General features: G+C 54.2%; 16 protein-coding genes. 5 read left to right on the forward strand and 11 right to left on the reverse strand.

Going from position 1 to position 12903, the window contains the following annotated elements; all coding sequences use genetic code 11:
- Positions 1-13: 13 nt before the first annotated feature.
- From ASD8599_RS17085 to ASD8599_RS17095, 3 genes are all read left to right on the forward strand, one after another.
- Complete coding sequence (locus ASD8599_RS17085; protein WP_108829652.1) at positions 14-820, forward strand: hypothetical protein; 807 nt, start codon at positions 14-16, stop codon at positions 818-820.
- A 163-nt stretch (positions 821-983) separates the two neighbouring features.
- On the forward strand, positions 984-1412 hold the full coding sequence (locus tag ASD8599_RS17090) for a hypothetical protein (RefSeq protein WP_146188233.1): 429 nt from the start codon (positions 984-986) through the stop codon (positions 1410-1412).
- A gap of 105 nt (positions 1413-1517) precedes the next feature.
- Positions 1518-2069 carry a L,D-transpeptidase gene (locus ASD8599_RS17095; RefSeq protein ID WP_108829654.1) on the forward strand — a complete coding sequence of 184 codons (552 nt, stop codon included), beginning with the start codon at positions 1518-1520 and terminating at the stop codon, positions 2067-2069.
- Between the two features lie 8 nt (positions 2070-2077).
- On the opposite strand, the gene ASD8599_RS17100 is transcribed toward ASD8599_RS17095, so the two are convergent.
- The 10 genes from ASD8599_RS17100 to ASD8599_RS17145 all read right to left on the reverse strand — a co-directional run bounded on the left by ASD8599_RS17100 (position 2078) and on the right by ASD8599_RS17145 (position 10117).
- Positions 2078-2341, reverse strand: coding sequence for a hypothetical protein (locus ASD8599_RS17100; protein WP_181364527.1), 264 nt, complete (start codon positions 2339-2341; stop codon positions 2078-2080).
- Positions 2342-2458: 117 nt separating this feature from the next.
- A complete protein-coding gene (locus ASD8599_RS17105; protein WP_108829656.1) occupies positions 2459-3454 on the reverse strand; it encodes an ABC transporter substrate-binding protein in 996 nt (331 codons plus the stop codon).
- A gap of 58 nt (positions 3455-3512) precedes the next feature.
- A complete protein-coding gene (locus ASD8599_RS17110) occupies positions 3513-4355 on the reverse strand; it encodes an ABC transporter permease (RefSeq protein WP_108829657.1) in 843 nt (280 codons plus the stop codon).
- The gene (locus ASD8599_RS17115) at positions 4352-5272 is read right to left on the reverse strand and encodes an ABC transporter permease (protein WP_108829658.1); all 921 of its coding nucleotides are present in this window, start codon (positions 5270-5272) and stop codon (positions 4352-4354) included. The genes ASD8599_RS17110 and ASD8599_RS17115 overlap by 4 nt, the downstream gene beginning before the upstream one ends.
- Positions 5269-5700 (reverse strand): GNAT family N-acetyltransferase, encoded by a 432-nt coding sequence (locus ASD8599_RS17120; RefSeq protein WP_181364528.1) that lies wholly within the window; start codon positions 5698-5700, stop codon positions 5269-5271. The genes ASD8599_RS17115 and ASD8599_RS17120 overlap by 4 nt, the downstream gene beginning before the upstream one ends.
- Positions 5693-6481, reverse strand: coding sequence for an ABC transporter ATP-binding protein (locus tag ASD8599_RS17125; protein ID WP_108829660.1), 789 nt, complete (start codon positions 6479-6481; stop codon positions 5693-5695). Before ASD8599_RS17125 ends, ASD8599_RS17120 begins: the two co-directional genes overlap by 8 nt.
- Positions 6478-6984 carry a DUF6630 family protein gene (locus tag ASD8599_RS17130; RefSeq protein WP_108829661.1) on the reverse strand — a complete coding sequence of 169 codons (507 nt, stop codon included), beginning with the start codon at positions 6982-6984 and terminating at the stop codon, positions 6478-6480. The genes ASD8599_RS17125 and ASD8599_RS17130 overlap by 4 nt, the downstream gene beginning before the upstream one ends.
- Entirely contained in the window at positions 6985-8445 is a 1461-nt protein-coding gene (gene hydA, locus ASD8599_RS17135; RefSeq protein ID WP_108829662.1) for a dihydropyrimidinase, read from the reverse strand.
- A gap of 98 nt (positions 8446-8543) precedes the next feature.
- Positions 8544-8870, reverse strand: a complete 327-nt coding sequence (locus ASD8599_RS17140) for a hypothetical protein (RefSeq protein ID WP_108829663.1) — start codon at positions 8868-8870, stop codon at positions 8544-8546.
- Positions 8867-10117, reverse strand: a complete 1251-nt coding sequence (locus ASD8599_RS17145; protein WP_108829664.1) for a Zn-dependent hydrolase — start codon at positions 10115-10117, stop codon at positions 8867-8869. Before ASD8599_RS17145 ends, ASD8599_RS17140 begins: the two co-directional genes overlap by 4 nt.
- A gap of 153 nt (positions 10118-10270) precedes the next feature.
- Here ASD8599_RS17145 and ASD8599_RS17150 point away from each other — a divergent pair, with 153 nt between their 5' ends.
- Together ASD8599_RS17150 and ASD8599_RS17155 are read left to right on the forward strand one after the other, a co-directional pair.
- Positions 10271-10885 (forward strand): TetR family transcriptional regulator C-terminal domain-containing protein, encoded by a 615-nt coding sequence (locus ASD8599_RS17150; protein WP_108829665.1) that lies wholly within the window; start codon positions 10271-10273, stop codon positions 10883-10885.
- Positions 10886-11014: 129 nt separating this feature from the next.
- On the forward strand, positions 11015-11512 hold the full coding sequence (locus ASD8599_RS17155) for a hypothetical protein (RefSeq protein ID WP_108829666.1): 498 nt from the start codon (positions 11015-11017) through the stop codon (positions 11510-11512).
- Between the two features lie 85 nt (positions 11513-11597).
- On the opposite strand, the gene preA is transcribed toward ASD8599_RS17155, so the two are convergent.
- Positions 11598-12902 carry an NAD-dependent dihydropyrimidine dehydrogenase subunit PreA gene (preA, locus tag ASD8599_RS17160; RefSeq protein ID WP_108829667.1) on the reverse strand — a complete coding sequence of 435 codons (1305 nt, stop codon included), beginning with the start codon at positions 12900-12902 and terminating at the stop codon, positions 11598-11600.
- Position 12903 lies beyond the last annotated feature (1 nt).

A 12903-nucleotide genomic window follows, 5' to 3' on the forward strand; every position in this document is an offset into this window, starting at 1 on the left:
TTGTGAGGTCACGATGAACAAGTCTGGGACAGACAACCTAAAAAAGTGGTTGCAACGCGCCTTGTGGTTCGTGCCAATCGCCTACTTTGTCAACTTTGTATACGCTATTTTTTCCAACCAAACCGGTGGCACATTCGGTGACACTTTCGGAGCAGCCAACGCTCTGTTCTCTGGTACGGCCCTGCTGATGCTGGTCTATGCAATCATTCTCCAAAGAGAAGAACTCGAAGTCGTAAAAGAAGAGCGCAACGACACGAAAACACTCTTACGGGGACAAGAAAAAATAAACACGCAGCAAGGGATTGCGCTTCGAAAGCAGAGTTTTGAACAGAGTTTTTTTGCTGTACTGCGCTTGATATCTGAAGAGAAAAAGGCTTTGGATAGAACAATTACAGATGGGACAAACCAAACTATAAAATTCAAGGCGGGAAATAATGCGCAAACTGCTATTAAGAGTTTAGTAGAAAATGACAAAACACAGTCGAGACTTTCTGTTTCAAATCACATAGCCAATTGCTGTTCAGTTTGCCGACTGTTTACTACCGCTTTTTACATGATTTCCCAGTCAAATTTCTTAACCAAGCACGAAACGCTAAATTATGGCTCATCTTTGCATGCGCTCTTGGATGCAGACTTGGCACAAGTATGGTGTCTATACTCAATACTATGGGAAGAGAAGGATCCGCGGGCGGCACACGCTTTCATTTCCTCTCAAGGAATTGATTTCATTGACGAGAGCATTCAGGATGAAGTTCGTGAACGGCTCAAGAATGCGCTGAATAATTTTACAATTATGGAAAGCGAAATCGTTTCAGACTAACCCAAAGCCCCCGACCGCGGGTCGTAGGCCTCTCGCACGTTGCTTCACAACATGCTGCCGGTTCCGAGATTGCAAGCGATCGCTCTTGGCGTTTCAGCGAATGTGCAAAACCATACAGTTATTTCCCCTCAAATCCCACCAACTGCGTTACCATCTCAAAACTATGAAACGCAGAACCTTCCTCACCACCGCGACAGCCCTCCTGGCATCCCCTGCCCTCCCCACAGCAGCGGCCTCTTCCGTCTCGGCCAAGCACCTCGCCACCGCAAAGATGCTCGCGCGATGCCATGATCGTGCCAGCCCCGAGATGTTCAAACGTCTCATGCAGCTCGACACCGAGACCGCGACGAATATTTACCAAGCGCTGCAAAACCAGAACATCGTCACCTCGGGCCTTGATGGCATCGCCCGCGCGACCAATCCGCTCAATAGCCATTGCGTCACGAACGAAGCGACAGCCGCACGCAGGTTGCTCGAAAGCTCTTTTGATCTGAAGAACCGCCTTCAGCGCTTTGCGAAACGCAAGTGGGACGAAATTGAGGCTGAGACAAACGATGGCACCCCACCCGAACAAGTCGACGCGGCCAATTAGTGCATAAAACGCATCACAAATGCGTCAGAAGTCTCCTCAACATTGCTTTTTCGCGCAAGTCTGGCAAGATTCCGCACATAGTTTCAGTAACCGGAGCAGCCCCAAATGGACCGTCGCCAATTCCTTGCCCTTTCCACCGCCGCAGCACTCACACCTTTCACGTTGGAAGCCCAAACCACCGTCTTTGATCCCACCCCGCAAGAGGTGCGCATCAAGAAGGACTTTGCGCCGGGGCAAATCCTTGTGCTGCCACGCAGCTATTACTTGTATTGGGTGACCGAAGAACGCAAAGCGATCCGCTACGGCGTGGGTGTCGGGCGTGCGGGGCTGGAATTCACCGGCCAAGCCACCATCGACGTTAAGAAAGAATGGCCCACATGGCGGCCCACCGAAGACATGATCGAGCGTAGCCCGAAGACCTATTCGCGCTTCAAAGGAAACAAATACATTATGCCTGGCGGTCCCGACAATCCATTGGGTGCGCGGGCGCTTTACCTGTTCCAAAACGGTGTGGATACGTATTTCCGCATACACGGCACGACACAGCCACAGACCATTGGGTCGTCTATCTCAAACGGGTGTATTCGTCTTACAAATGAACATGTGACAGATCTGTACAATCGTGTGCCCAAAGGGACGGTCGTCACCGTTTTGTAAAGGGTGCGTTACAGCATAACCTGCCAAATCAACAAGCTTGGGGCGAGCATCGCGAACAGAATGCAAAACAGTTTCGCCCCATGTGCCACCTTCGACATGACGGGGCCGTCCGATGCACTTTCACCGTAGCCCATGGCAGCTGCCATAATCGCATGTCCGCCGGCGGGTGCTGCACGGTTTTTTGCCGCGATAGACGCCATGGCAGTTTCATAAACAACGCTTTGGCGTTCCGCCTCGGACAGTTTGTTGTCTAGGTTTTCCATATTCGACATCTTTTTGCTCCTATTGATCATGGCAAAAGATGGAGCCACACGGCCAGAAGTCCAGTCCTGCAACGAAAAAAGGGCCGACCTTTCAGCCAGCCCCTGATCATCCGCGCAAGACGCTGCTTATTTCAGCGCTTTGTCTGTGATTTGATGCGTCCAAGCCCCTTCAGGCTTTTTGGTAATGACCGGATCAGAACCACCCGCCAGCAAAGACGCAACTGTGCGGTCAAAGTCCGCTTCAACCAGCGTGCCATCAGACCCTGCCGTCAGCTTGGCAATCTCGCCCATCATACGCACTTGAGCCGCTTCGGTTTGCGCACCTGTTTCATCGTTGTCCAGAACGATACCAGCGGCTTCTTCTGCGTTGGCTTCCGCGTATTTCCAACCCTTCATGGAAGCGCGCACAAAGCGGACCATTTTGTCTTCGAACACAGGGTCTTTCAGATTGTCTTCCAGCACATAAATACCGTCTTCCAAAGTTGCCACGCCCTGGTCTTCGTACTTGAACGTCACCAGTTCATCCGGATTAACCCCTGCATCCAAAACCTGACCGTATTCGTTATAGGTCATGGTCGAAATGCAATCTGCCTCGCGCTGCAATAGCGGATCTACGTTAAAGCCCTGCTTCAAAACCGTGACGCCATCATCACCGCCATCCGTAGAAATGCCTGCTTGAGACATCCATGACAGGAAGGGGTATTCATTGCCGAAGAACCACACGCCGATGGTTTTGCCTTTGAAGTCTTCGACTGAGCTGATCCCGGTGTCTTTCCAGCAGGTCAACATCAGACCGGATGATTTGAAGGGTTGCGCGATGTTTACAACCGGCAGGCCTTTTTCACGTGCTGCCAAAGCAGACGGCATCCAGTTCAACATTGCATCCGCGCCGCCACCTGCAAGCACCTGTGGGGGCGCGATGTCTGGACCGCCGGCAAGGATCGTGACGTCCAGACCTTCTTCTTCGTAAAACCCTTTGTCTGCGGCCACATAGTAGCCCGCAAACTGCGCTTGCGTGACCCACTGCAACTGCAAAGTAACTGTGTTTGCGTGTCCGTCCGCGAAGGCGGTTGTCCCGCCCATACCTGCCGCAAGGGCTGCTGCCATCATAAAGTGTTTCATCGTTGTGACCTCCAAGTCGTTGGTTGTTATATGTGCCCCGCTTGTGCGGGTGCGTTTGTTATCTTTGTGACGGGTGCCAAAAGGTCACCCGTTTTTCGATCAATGTCATGGCGCCGTAAAACGCGCTGCCTGCGATGGCCGCGACCACAATCTCGGCCCAGACCATATCCAATGCAAGCTGCCCGAAGCTGGTCGAGATACGAAACCCCATGCCAACCGTCGGAGAGCCGAAAAATTCAGCAACAATCGCGCCAATCAAAGCCAATGTCGTCGCAATTTTCAAGCCATTGAACATGAAAGGCATCGCGGCAGGCAAGCGCAGCTTAAACAAAGTAGGCCAATATCCCGCCCCATAGGTCCGCATCAGATCACGCTGCATCGACGAGGTATCACGCAGTCCGGCTACTGTGTTCACAAGGATCGGAAAGAACACCATAACAGCAACAACCGCCGCCTTGGATTCCCAATCACTGCCCAGCCATTTCACAAAAATCGGCGCGGTGCCGACAATTGGCAAAGCTGCCATAAAGCTGCCAACAGGCAAAATGCCTCGCGTCAGAAAATCCGAACGGTCCGCCAGAACAGCCACCGCCAGCGCAGCCCCACCGCCGATGACGTAGCCTGACACAGCACCCTTCAAAATGGTCTGCTTAAAGTCCGCCCATAAACGGGGGCCCTCAGTGCCAAGGCGTTCAATGATCGACGACGGTGCGGGCAGGATTACGGGATTCACATCAAACCCATGCACCAGCATCTCCCATACAATTACAACCGTAAGTCCAAAAATCACTGGAATTGCCACGCGCACCAAAGTCTCATCGGACCGTGCGCTGTTGCTGAGACGAATGTTGATCCACCAGCCCAAGGCCCAGATCACTATGGCCACCAATACCCAAATCATGCCGCAGCCATCCCCATACGCTTCAAGGTCACGCGCTCAATCAAGCTGAAGATCCCGACCAAAGCCGCTGCCGTCAATGCCGCTGCAAAAAGTGCGGCCCAAGACACCAAAGGTTGCCCATATTGATCACCCACCAGCATCCGGGCCCCGAACCCCGCACGCGCACCGGTTGGCAATTCTGCGACGATGGTGCCCACCAACGATGCGGAAATCCCGATCTTGAGAGACGCAAAAAGGTAAGGGGCAGACGCAGGCAACCGCAGCGACCAGAAGCCTTGCGATTTGCTGGCATTGTAGGTGCGCAGCAAATCCAGCTGCATCGCATCCGGGCTGCGCAGCCCTTTGACCATGCCGACAACAACAGGGAAAAACGACAGATAGGCCGCGATAATTGACTTGGGGAATAGGCCTTGGATGCCCATCGACCCCAAAACGACAATGATCATCGGGGCAAGTGCGAGGATCGGAATGGTTTGACTGACGATGGCCCACGGCATCACGGACCGATCCATCACACGACTGTAAACGATACCAACCGCCAACAAGATGCCCAGACTGGTGCCGATCAAAAACCCCAACAGCGTCGGCGCCAACGTGACCCAGCCATGATAGACCAATGACCGTTTCGAGGTGATCTTCTTGTCGATGATCGTCGCATACATCTCGCGGCCAACCTGCTGAGGGCTGGGCAAGCGGGGGCGTTTGAACTCATAGGTCAGCGCAATCAAATGCGTGTTCTTCAACGCCAGTGCAACACCGCCTACATCCTGACGCGCGGCGGGCGTATCGGGTGTCACAACAAGGCCATCGCGCTGCGCCTGATCCGCAACCAGATGCATGTTCATCGGGACAACACACAGCAACCAAAACCCAAGAATTGCAGCGACTACCGTAAGAACCGGCAAGACAGACCTCATGGATGCCACTCCATCCGCAATTCAGGAACCCCGTCACCGCGCCCCTCTTCTTTACGTTCGACTTCGACAAACCCTTCACGGGCGTAAAATCGCTGTGCAGCCTCATTGGGGGCATGCGTCCAAAGCTGGACAAAATCGCGGTCGTGCTTAACAGCCTCCAACAGTGCTTTGCCATCACCAGAGCCTGGGTTTGCGGTATACAGGCCGTTGATTTGGGATATTTCCCGCTCGAAAGCCAGGTATCCTGTGACCGGTTCACCAATCACCCAAAATTCGCGCATGCCAATGCCTTGGGTCAACATTTCTGTCAATTCCTCAAGGCTTGGGCCGCCCGTCATCCACGGCGTCGCATCCAGCCAATCGCGCACAATCTGCGCACAAGCCGGTGCATCACCCTTGGTCGCCAAACGGGGGGCAGCGTCAGTCATCAGCATGCCCTGCCCGCAAACCTTCACGCACGCGGTAAGCGATTTCCAAAAACTCGGGACTGTCCCGGATATCCAAAGGCCGGTCTTTGGGCAAAGGGCTTTCGATAACGTCTGTAATCCGCCCGGGACGCGGCGACATCACCACGATCTTGGTGCTCAGATACACCGCTTCAGGGATCGAGTGCGTCACAAAACCAATGGTCTTTTCCGTCCGCGCCCACAGTTTTAGAAGCTGCTCGTTCAGATGGTCACGCACAATCTCGTCCAGCGCCCCAAACGGCTCATCCATCAGCAAAATATCCGCGTCAAAGGCCAACGCCCGCGCAATGGAGGCACGCTGCTGCATCCCCCCCGACAATTGCCAAGGGAACTTACGCTCAAACCCAGCTAATTCGACCAGCTCCAAAACACGCTCGACGCGTTCTTTCTGATCCGCCTTGGAATACCCCATAATCTCCAAAGGCAGACGAATATTGCCCCCAATCGTGCGCCAAGGATAAAGCCCCGCCGCCTGAAACACATAGCCATAAGCACGGGCTTTGCGGGCCTCAGCGGCAGACACACCATTGACGGTGATAGAGCCTCCGGTGGGTTGTTCGAGGTCAGCCATACAGCGCAAAAATGTGGTTTTGCCACAGCCAGAGGGGCCAATGAAGGATACGAAATCACCCTTATTGATGTCTAAGGACACGCCTTTGAGGGCATGCACAGGGCCATCATTGGTCTGGAAGGTCAGGTCCAGATTTTGCGCAGAGATTACACAACTTGCAGAAGCGTTCATTGAATTGCTCTAGGTCCTGTGTTCTTAGGAGGCTTTCCGCCACCTCGGTAGTGATCTTGTGTGCAAACACCTGAACAGATTTTGACGTTGACCCAACGCGCGTAAAACTTAGGCGTCACCAACGCGACACAATACTGATCCGAGGTGGTATCAACCGACAGCAGGCGCCATTGACGCGTCTGAGAAACCAAATCGGCGTTGTTCAAAGCTAAAGGTAGTTCAACACCTTTTTTGCTACCAGCATCTTGTGTGATTTGGCCTATTTCAGCCTTGGACAGATCCCGCAATCCATTCTGCTCAAAGAAAAACGCCAATGCTTCAACGACATCATCTGATGTTTCACGCCAATCGAAATTCCAAAGCAATTCTTCTTCTAGTACAACATCCACAAATGCTGCGGCCGTCGGCGGCACCGCATTGCGCCCTCCGAGTTCACCGTAAAAAAGAGCCACACAATCGGCGCCGTGATCGTTTGAAAACAAGCTCTGTAAAAACGCAAACATTCAAATTCCCGCCGGAATATTCAACGGATCACGTTTGATCATCTTTGGTTTCGTCAGTTCTTTCCACTTGGACAGTGCCACATTCCCAGACGGAAATGCCGGACGCGGCACGAATTTCCCACGACCGGGCGAGGGCTGCGAATTCTGCCCCCACGCCCAGATCACCTCACCGCGTGACAGCGTAAATCGTGACTGCGCCGTGACCTCAAAGCCTTCAAACACGTTGTAATCCAAGATCGAATGATGGTTCGCAGGCGAAATGGTCTTGGTAATCTTCGGATCCCAAACGACGATATCCGCATCCGCCCCTTCCACAATCGCACCCTTCTTGGGGTAAATGTTCAATATCTTCGCCGCATTGGTCGAGGTCGCAGCGACAAACTCATTCGGCGTCAAACGGCCTGTCTCAACGCCTTCGGTCCACAAGACGGCCAAGCGTTCCTCCAAGCCATTCGAGCCATTCGGAATGATCCGGAAATCATCGCGGCCTGCGCGTTTTTGTTCCGTGTTGAACGCAGCATGGTCCGTGGCCACAACCTGCAAAGACCCCGCCTGCAAACCCGCCCACAAACTGTCCTGATGATCCGTGGAACGGAAAGGCGGCGACATCACACGCCGCGCCGCATGGTCCCAATCCTTGTTGAAATACTCGCTCTCGTCCAGGGTCAAAAACTGGATAAGCGGTTCACCATAAACGCGCATCCCCTTCTGACGGGCACGGCGGATTGCCTCATGGGTCTGCTCACAAGAAACATGCACAATGTACAAAGGCACACCCGCTGTATCCGCAATCGTAATGGCACGGTTTGCGGCCTCACCCTCCAACTCAGGCGGGCGGGAATAGGCATGACCCTCTGGGCCGGTAATGCCCTCGTTGAAATACTTCTCCTGCAATTCAGCGACCAGATCACCGTTCTCGGCATGGACCATGGGCAAAGCACCCAATTCAGCGCAACGCTTGAAAGAGGCGAACATTTCATCATCCTCGATCATCAAGGCACCCTTATAGGCCATGAAGTGCTTGAACGAATTCACACCCATCTCAACCGCATCTTTCATGCCGTTGAAGACACCCTCATCCCAGCCAGTAATGGCCATGTGATAGCCGACATCCGAACAAATCTGCGGGGCGGACTTGCGGTGCCATTCGTTGATGGCGTTCTTCAAATCGCCATCGGCACCGGGCAGGCAGAAATCCACAACCATGGTCGTGCCACCAACAGCAGCCGCCCAAGTGCCCGTCTCAAACGTCTCGGCAGCAGTCGTGCCCATAAAAGGCATTTCCAGATGAGTATGCGGATCAATACCGCCTGGAATGACATAAGCACCCTCGGCATCAATGTATTCATCTCCAACCAAATCTTCCCCGATTTGCTTGATGACCTCACCCTCAATCAAAACATCAGCCTTGTACGTGCGATCCGCGGTACAGACCAAACCACCTTTGATTACCTTGCTCATCTCAGACTTCCCTTCGATCCAATTTCATCTCGCCCGAAAAACCTCGGGGTTTGGGGCAGAGCCCCAACAGAACAAAAACTTCGGGGCAAAGCCCCACTTTAGACTGATCCATAACAGCCCATTGCCGGCCCATGCACCCCAATATCCAAAGGACCAAAATCGCTTTCCACACACAGCGAAAAATACCCCGCAACCGGCATATAAACCACGCGATACGTGCCATCGGTCCGCGTCACGGTCCAACAGGTTTGCGTCACACCACCACTGAAGTTCACAGTGGTTTCAAAGGGTTTCACCAACGCCGCACGAAATGCATCCAGATGTCGCAGGTCGCGATCCGTTTCGACGCGTGCAGTGTCGATTTCCGCCTGCACGAGACCTGAAATCCGTTCCGCAACGCTTAGATCAGGGTCCAGCAGTTTCACCCAACTATCTCCGCAGTCTCCACAACCGCATGCATCAACACATCTGTGCCAGCCATCGCCCACTCTCGGGAAATCTCTTCAGCCTCGTTGTGTGACAGCCCATCAACGCACGGACACATCACCATCGCCGTAGGGGCCACACGGTTGATCCAGCACGCATCATGCCCCGCCCCCGAAATCAAATCCATGTGAGTATAGCCAAGGCGCTCCGCCGCAGACCGCACGGCCCCAACACAGCCTTCATCAAAAGCCACAGGATCAAATCCGCCAACCTTTTCAAACGCGACCTCAAGACCCATGTCATCAGCGATTGCCTGCGCCTCGATGCGCAGACGGGCTTCCATGTCCTCGATCACCGCCAGATCAGGTGACCTGAAATCCACCGTGAACACCACCTGCCCCGGAATAACGTTGCGCGAGTTCGGATAAACGTCGATATGCCCTGCCGCGCCCACTGCATGGGGCGCGTGGGACCACGCAATTTCATCCACTTTTTCCAGAATACGCGCCATACCAAGCCCGGCATTTTTGCGCATCGGCATCGGGGTGGAACCTGTGTGTGCATCCTTGCCCGTCACGGTGACTTGCGTCCACGACAAACCTTGCCCGTGGGTCACAACGCCGATGTCGCGCCCTTCGGCTTCCAGAATTGGGCCCTGCTCGATGTGCAGCTCAAAGAAAGCGTGCATCTTGCGGGCGCCAACCTCTTCTTCGCCGCGCCAGCCGATACGCGACAACTCATCTCCGAACTTTTTACCTTCCGCGTCAACACGATCGTACGCCCAATCCTGCGTGTGAATACCCGCAAAAACGCCAGACGAAAGCATGGCGGGCGCGTAACGCGTGCCTTCTTCATTGGTGAAATTGGTGACTACAATGGGGTGTTTTGTCTGCACATCCAAATCATTCAGGGTGCGGATCACTTCAAGCCCTGCAAGGACGCCTAAAACCCCATCATACTTGCCGCCTGTGGGTTGCGTGTCCAAATGCGAACCAACATATACCGGCAAAGCATCAGGATCAGCGCCTTCACGGCGGGCAAACATGTTGCCCATCTGGTCCAGCCCCATAGAACATCCTGCCGCCTCGCACCACGACTGAAACAATGCGCGGCCTTCACCGTCTTCGTCCGTCAGGGTCTGACGGTTGTTTCCACCCGCAACCCCCGGTCCAATTTTTGCCATTTCCATCAGGCTGTCCCACAGCCGATCGGCATTGATCCTTAGATTTTCTCCCGGCGCTGGCATAACGACCTCCGTACTGGACTCTGTGCTGGCTTGTTTTTTACCAATTGGTAAATACACGATTGCGACTGGGGCCGAAGCTGTCAAGAACTGGTTTGCCAAATTCAACCAAGACAGGCAACATATGCTGTAAATTCAAGCACCAAGGACAGCCGTATGAATGAAAGCGCCCCGAAAAAGCCAAGCCGGATTCAATTGCGCAATCGAAGCCGGATTATCGAAGCGGCGCTTGAAGTTTTTTCGCAGCATGGCTACCGCGGGGCCACATTGGATCAAATCGCGCGTGAAGCCGGGCTTAGCAAACCCAACATTCTGTATTACTTCGCCGGCAAGGAGGAAATTCACGTCACCTTGCTGAACCAGTTGATGGAAACATGGCTGGACCCTTTGATCGAAATGGATGCAAATGGCGAGCCATTGCAAGAACTGCTTGATTACGTGCAGCGGAAACTGGACATGGCGCGCGACCTGCCCCGCGAAAGCCGTTTATTTGCGAACGAGATTCTACAAGGCGCACCGCGGATGAAGCCCCATTTGCACGCCAGCCTAAAACCACTTTTTGATGAAAAATGCGCCGTGATCGAAGGCTGGATGGCCGAAGGGCGGCTGGCGAAAGTGGATGTGCGGCACCTGATTTTTTCGATTTGGTCCAGTACGCAGCACTATGCAGATTTTGAAGCGCAAATTGACGTTTTGTTGCCGGATGGCGAAGATCGCGGCAGCGCGACGCAGTATCTGCAAACCATGTTTACCAAGTTGCTTGCCCCTTAAATCAGTTTGTTAACCTGACTTAACCATTCACCCAATCTTAATCCGCACGTTTAGGAGTTGTTCATACTTGTGAACGACACCTGAAGGCGGGTGATGGGGCGTTTCAACTGACCTTTTCAGGAGAACCGCATGAGTATTATTTCGGCAGTGGCCAGTCCATTTGCACAACCGTCTGGAACGACGACAACCGAAAACACAACTTCGAATGAAGGGGATGCCGCGCAGGCAAACGAAACAACCACAGGCACAACAGAGGCCAAAGAAACACAAACCGATACGGCCACGACATCGGACGATGGCGGGGCAAACACCGGATCAAACGGTGCGGCCAGTGCCTCCGCACAAAGCTATTCCACCGCAAAGGATCTCGGCACTGCGCCTGTTGAGGTCGAAGCAAAAAGCACGGTGCAAGCCCAGATTGAAGCCCCTGCAAAATTAAGCGCGGAGGACGCCGAAGCTGCGGCGCGCAAAGCGGCACAAGATGCACAAGCGGCCTACAAATTGCAGTCAATTCTTGAAGGTATGACAAGCCTGTCAGCAGAAGCTGAAAAAATAGCGCCTGTCGCGGAAGGCAATGACGTCAGCCCACCCGCAACAAGCGCCGAACCAGAAGAGATGCCAGTCTAAGACCTCTCACAATGGTCCTAGAGCAACGCCCTTTCTGAAAGGTATCCGCGCGGGGTGACATGACTTACCCCGCGCGGACGGGAGATTACTCAGCCGCAACTGCTCCCGGATTGTTCGGGTGCGTTGTCCAGTTTGCGTAGTCCGGCTCAACCACTTTGTCTGTCCGTGGGTCGGTGGCACCGGGGGCCATGGCCTCCATCGTGATGCACCCGTCCACCGGACAAACATTCACGCAAAGGTTGCATGCCACGCACTCTGCGTCAATGACTTCGAATACGCGATCCTCTGACATGCTGATTGCTTGGTGCGAAGTATCTTCGCAGGCCGCGTAACAACGGCCGCATTTGATGCAGTCATCCTGGGAAATCACGGCCTTGGCCACATAGTTCAGGTTCAGGTACTGCCAATCCGTCGTATTCGGTACCGCCATCCCGACAAAATCGTCCAAAGACGCATGGCCTTTTTCGTCCATCCATTGCGACAGGCCACTGATCATTTCCTGCACGATCTTGAACCCGTACGTCATCGCCGCCGTGCAGACCTGCACGTTGCCGCAGCCCAGCGCCATGAATTCCGCCGCATCCCGCCATGTGGTGATCCCGCCGATGCCTGAAATAGGCAAACCATGGGTTTCAGGGTTGCGCGCAATCTCTGACACCATCGACATGGCGATAGGCTTCACCGCAGGGCCGCAATAGCCCCCATGAGTGCCTTTGCCGTCGATGCTGGGTTCCGGTGCCATCGTGTCGAGGTTCACAGAGGTGATCGAATTGATCGTGTTGATCAGCGACACCGCATCCGCGCCACCGCGTTTCGCCGCCGCCGCAGGTTTGCGCACGTCTGTGATGTTCGGCGTCAACTTCACGATGACAGGCTTGGAATAATACTGCTTGCACCAGCGCGTCACCATTTCGATGTACTCGGGCACCTGCCCCACAGCCGCGCCCATGCCGCGTTCCGACATCCCATGCGGGCAGCCAAAGTTAAGCTCAATCCCATCAGCGCCCGTGTCCTCGACCAACGGCAGGATCGCTTTCCACGCCTCTTCCTCGCACGGCACCATGATCGACACGATGATCGCACGGTCCGGGTAATCCGCTTTGACGCGCTTGATTTCATCAAGGTTGGTGAAAAGGTCGCGGTCGGTGATCAGTTCGATGTTGTTCAGACCCAACAACCGACGATCCGCGCCATAAATCGCGCCATATCGTGGCCCGTTGACGTTAACGACAGGCGGGCCTTCTGAGCCCAGAGTTTTCCAGACCACGCCACCCCAGCCTGCTTCAAAGGCGCGGCGGACATTGTATTCTTTGTCCGTGGGCGGGGCAGAGGCCAGCCAGAACGGATTGGGGGATGAAATACCTAAAAAGTTGCTTTGCAGGTTTGCCATT

This window comes from Ascidiaceihabitans donghaensis (assembly GCF_900302465.1).
Classification (GTDB): domain Bacteria; phylum Pseudomonadota; class Alphaproteobacteria; order Rhodobacterales; family Rhodobacteraceae; genus Ascidiaceihabitans; species Ascidiaceihabitans donghaensis.

Excerpts from the sequence above, each read along its gene's own strand:
- ASD8599_RS17130 (WP_108829661.1), bottom strand. The coding sequence starts at position 6,984 with ATGTTTGCGTTTTTACAGAGCTTGTTTTCAAACGATCACGGCGCCGAT.
- ASD8599_RS17145 (WP_108829664.1), bottom strand. The coding sequence starts at position 10,117 with ATGCCAGCGCCGGGAGAAAATCTAAGGATCAATGCCGATCGGCTGTGG.
- ASD8599_RS17100 (WP_181364527.1), bottom strand. The coding sequence starts at position 2,341 with ATGTCGAATATGGAAAACCTAGACAACAAACTGTCCGAGGCGGAACGC.
- preA (WP_108829667.1), bottom strand. The coding sequence starts at position 12,902 with ATGGCAAACCTGCAAAGCAACTTTTTAGGTATTTCATCCCCCAATCCG.
- ASD8599_RS17095 (WP_108829654.1), top strand. The coding sequence starts at position 1,518 with ATGGACCGTCGCCAATTCCTTGCCCTTTCCACCGCCGCAGCACTCACA.
- ASD8599_RS17155 (WP_108829666.1), top strand. The coding sequence starts at position 11,015 with ATGAGTATTATTTCGGCAGTGGCCAGTCCATTTGCACAACCGTCTGGA.
- ASD8599_RS17105 (WP_108829656.1), bottom strand. The coding sequence starts at position 3,454 with ATGAAACACTTTATGATGGCAGCAGCCCTTGCGGCAGGTATGGGCGGG.
- ASD8599_RS17125 (WP_108829660.1), bottom strand. The coding sequence starts at position 6,481 with ATGAACGCTTCTGCAAGTTGTGTAATCTCTGCGCAAAATCTGGACCTG.
- ASD8599_RS17085 (WP_108829652.1), top strand. The coding sequence starts at position 14 with ATGAACAAGTCTGGGACAGACAACCTAAAAAAGTGGTTGCAACGCGCC.
- ASD8599_RS17150 (WP_108829665.1), top strand. The coding sequence starts at position 10,271 with ATGAATGAAAGCGCCCCGAAAAAGCCAAGCCGGATTCAATTGCGCAAT.
- ASD8599_RS17120 (WP_181364528.1), bottom strand. The coding sequence starts at position 5,700 with ATGACTGACGCTGCCCCCCGTTTGGCGACCAAGGGTGATGCACCGGCT.
- ASD8599_RS17110 (WP_108829657.1), bottom strand. The coding sequence starts at position 4,355 with ATGATTTGGGTATTGGTGGCCATAGTGATCTGGGCCTTGGGCTGGTGG.
- ASD8599_RS17090 (WP_146188233.1), top strand. The coding sequence starts at position 984 with ATGAAACGCAGAACCTTCCTCACCACCGCGACAGCCCTCCTGGCATCC.
- ASD8599_RS17115 (WP_108829658.1), bottom strand. The coding sequence starts at position 5,272 with ATGAGGTCTGTCTTGCCGGTTCTTACGGTAGTCGCTGCAATTCTTGGG.
- hydA (WP_108829662.1), bottom strand. The coding sequence starts at position 8,445 with ATGAGCAAGGTAATCAAAGGTGGTTTGGTCTGTACCGCGGATCGCACG.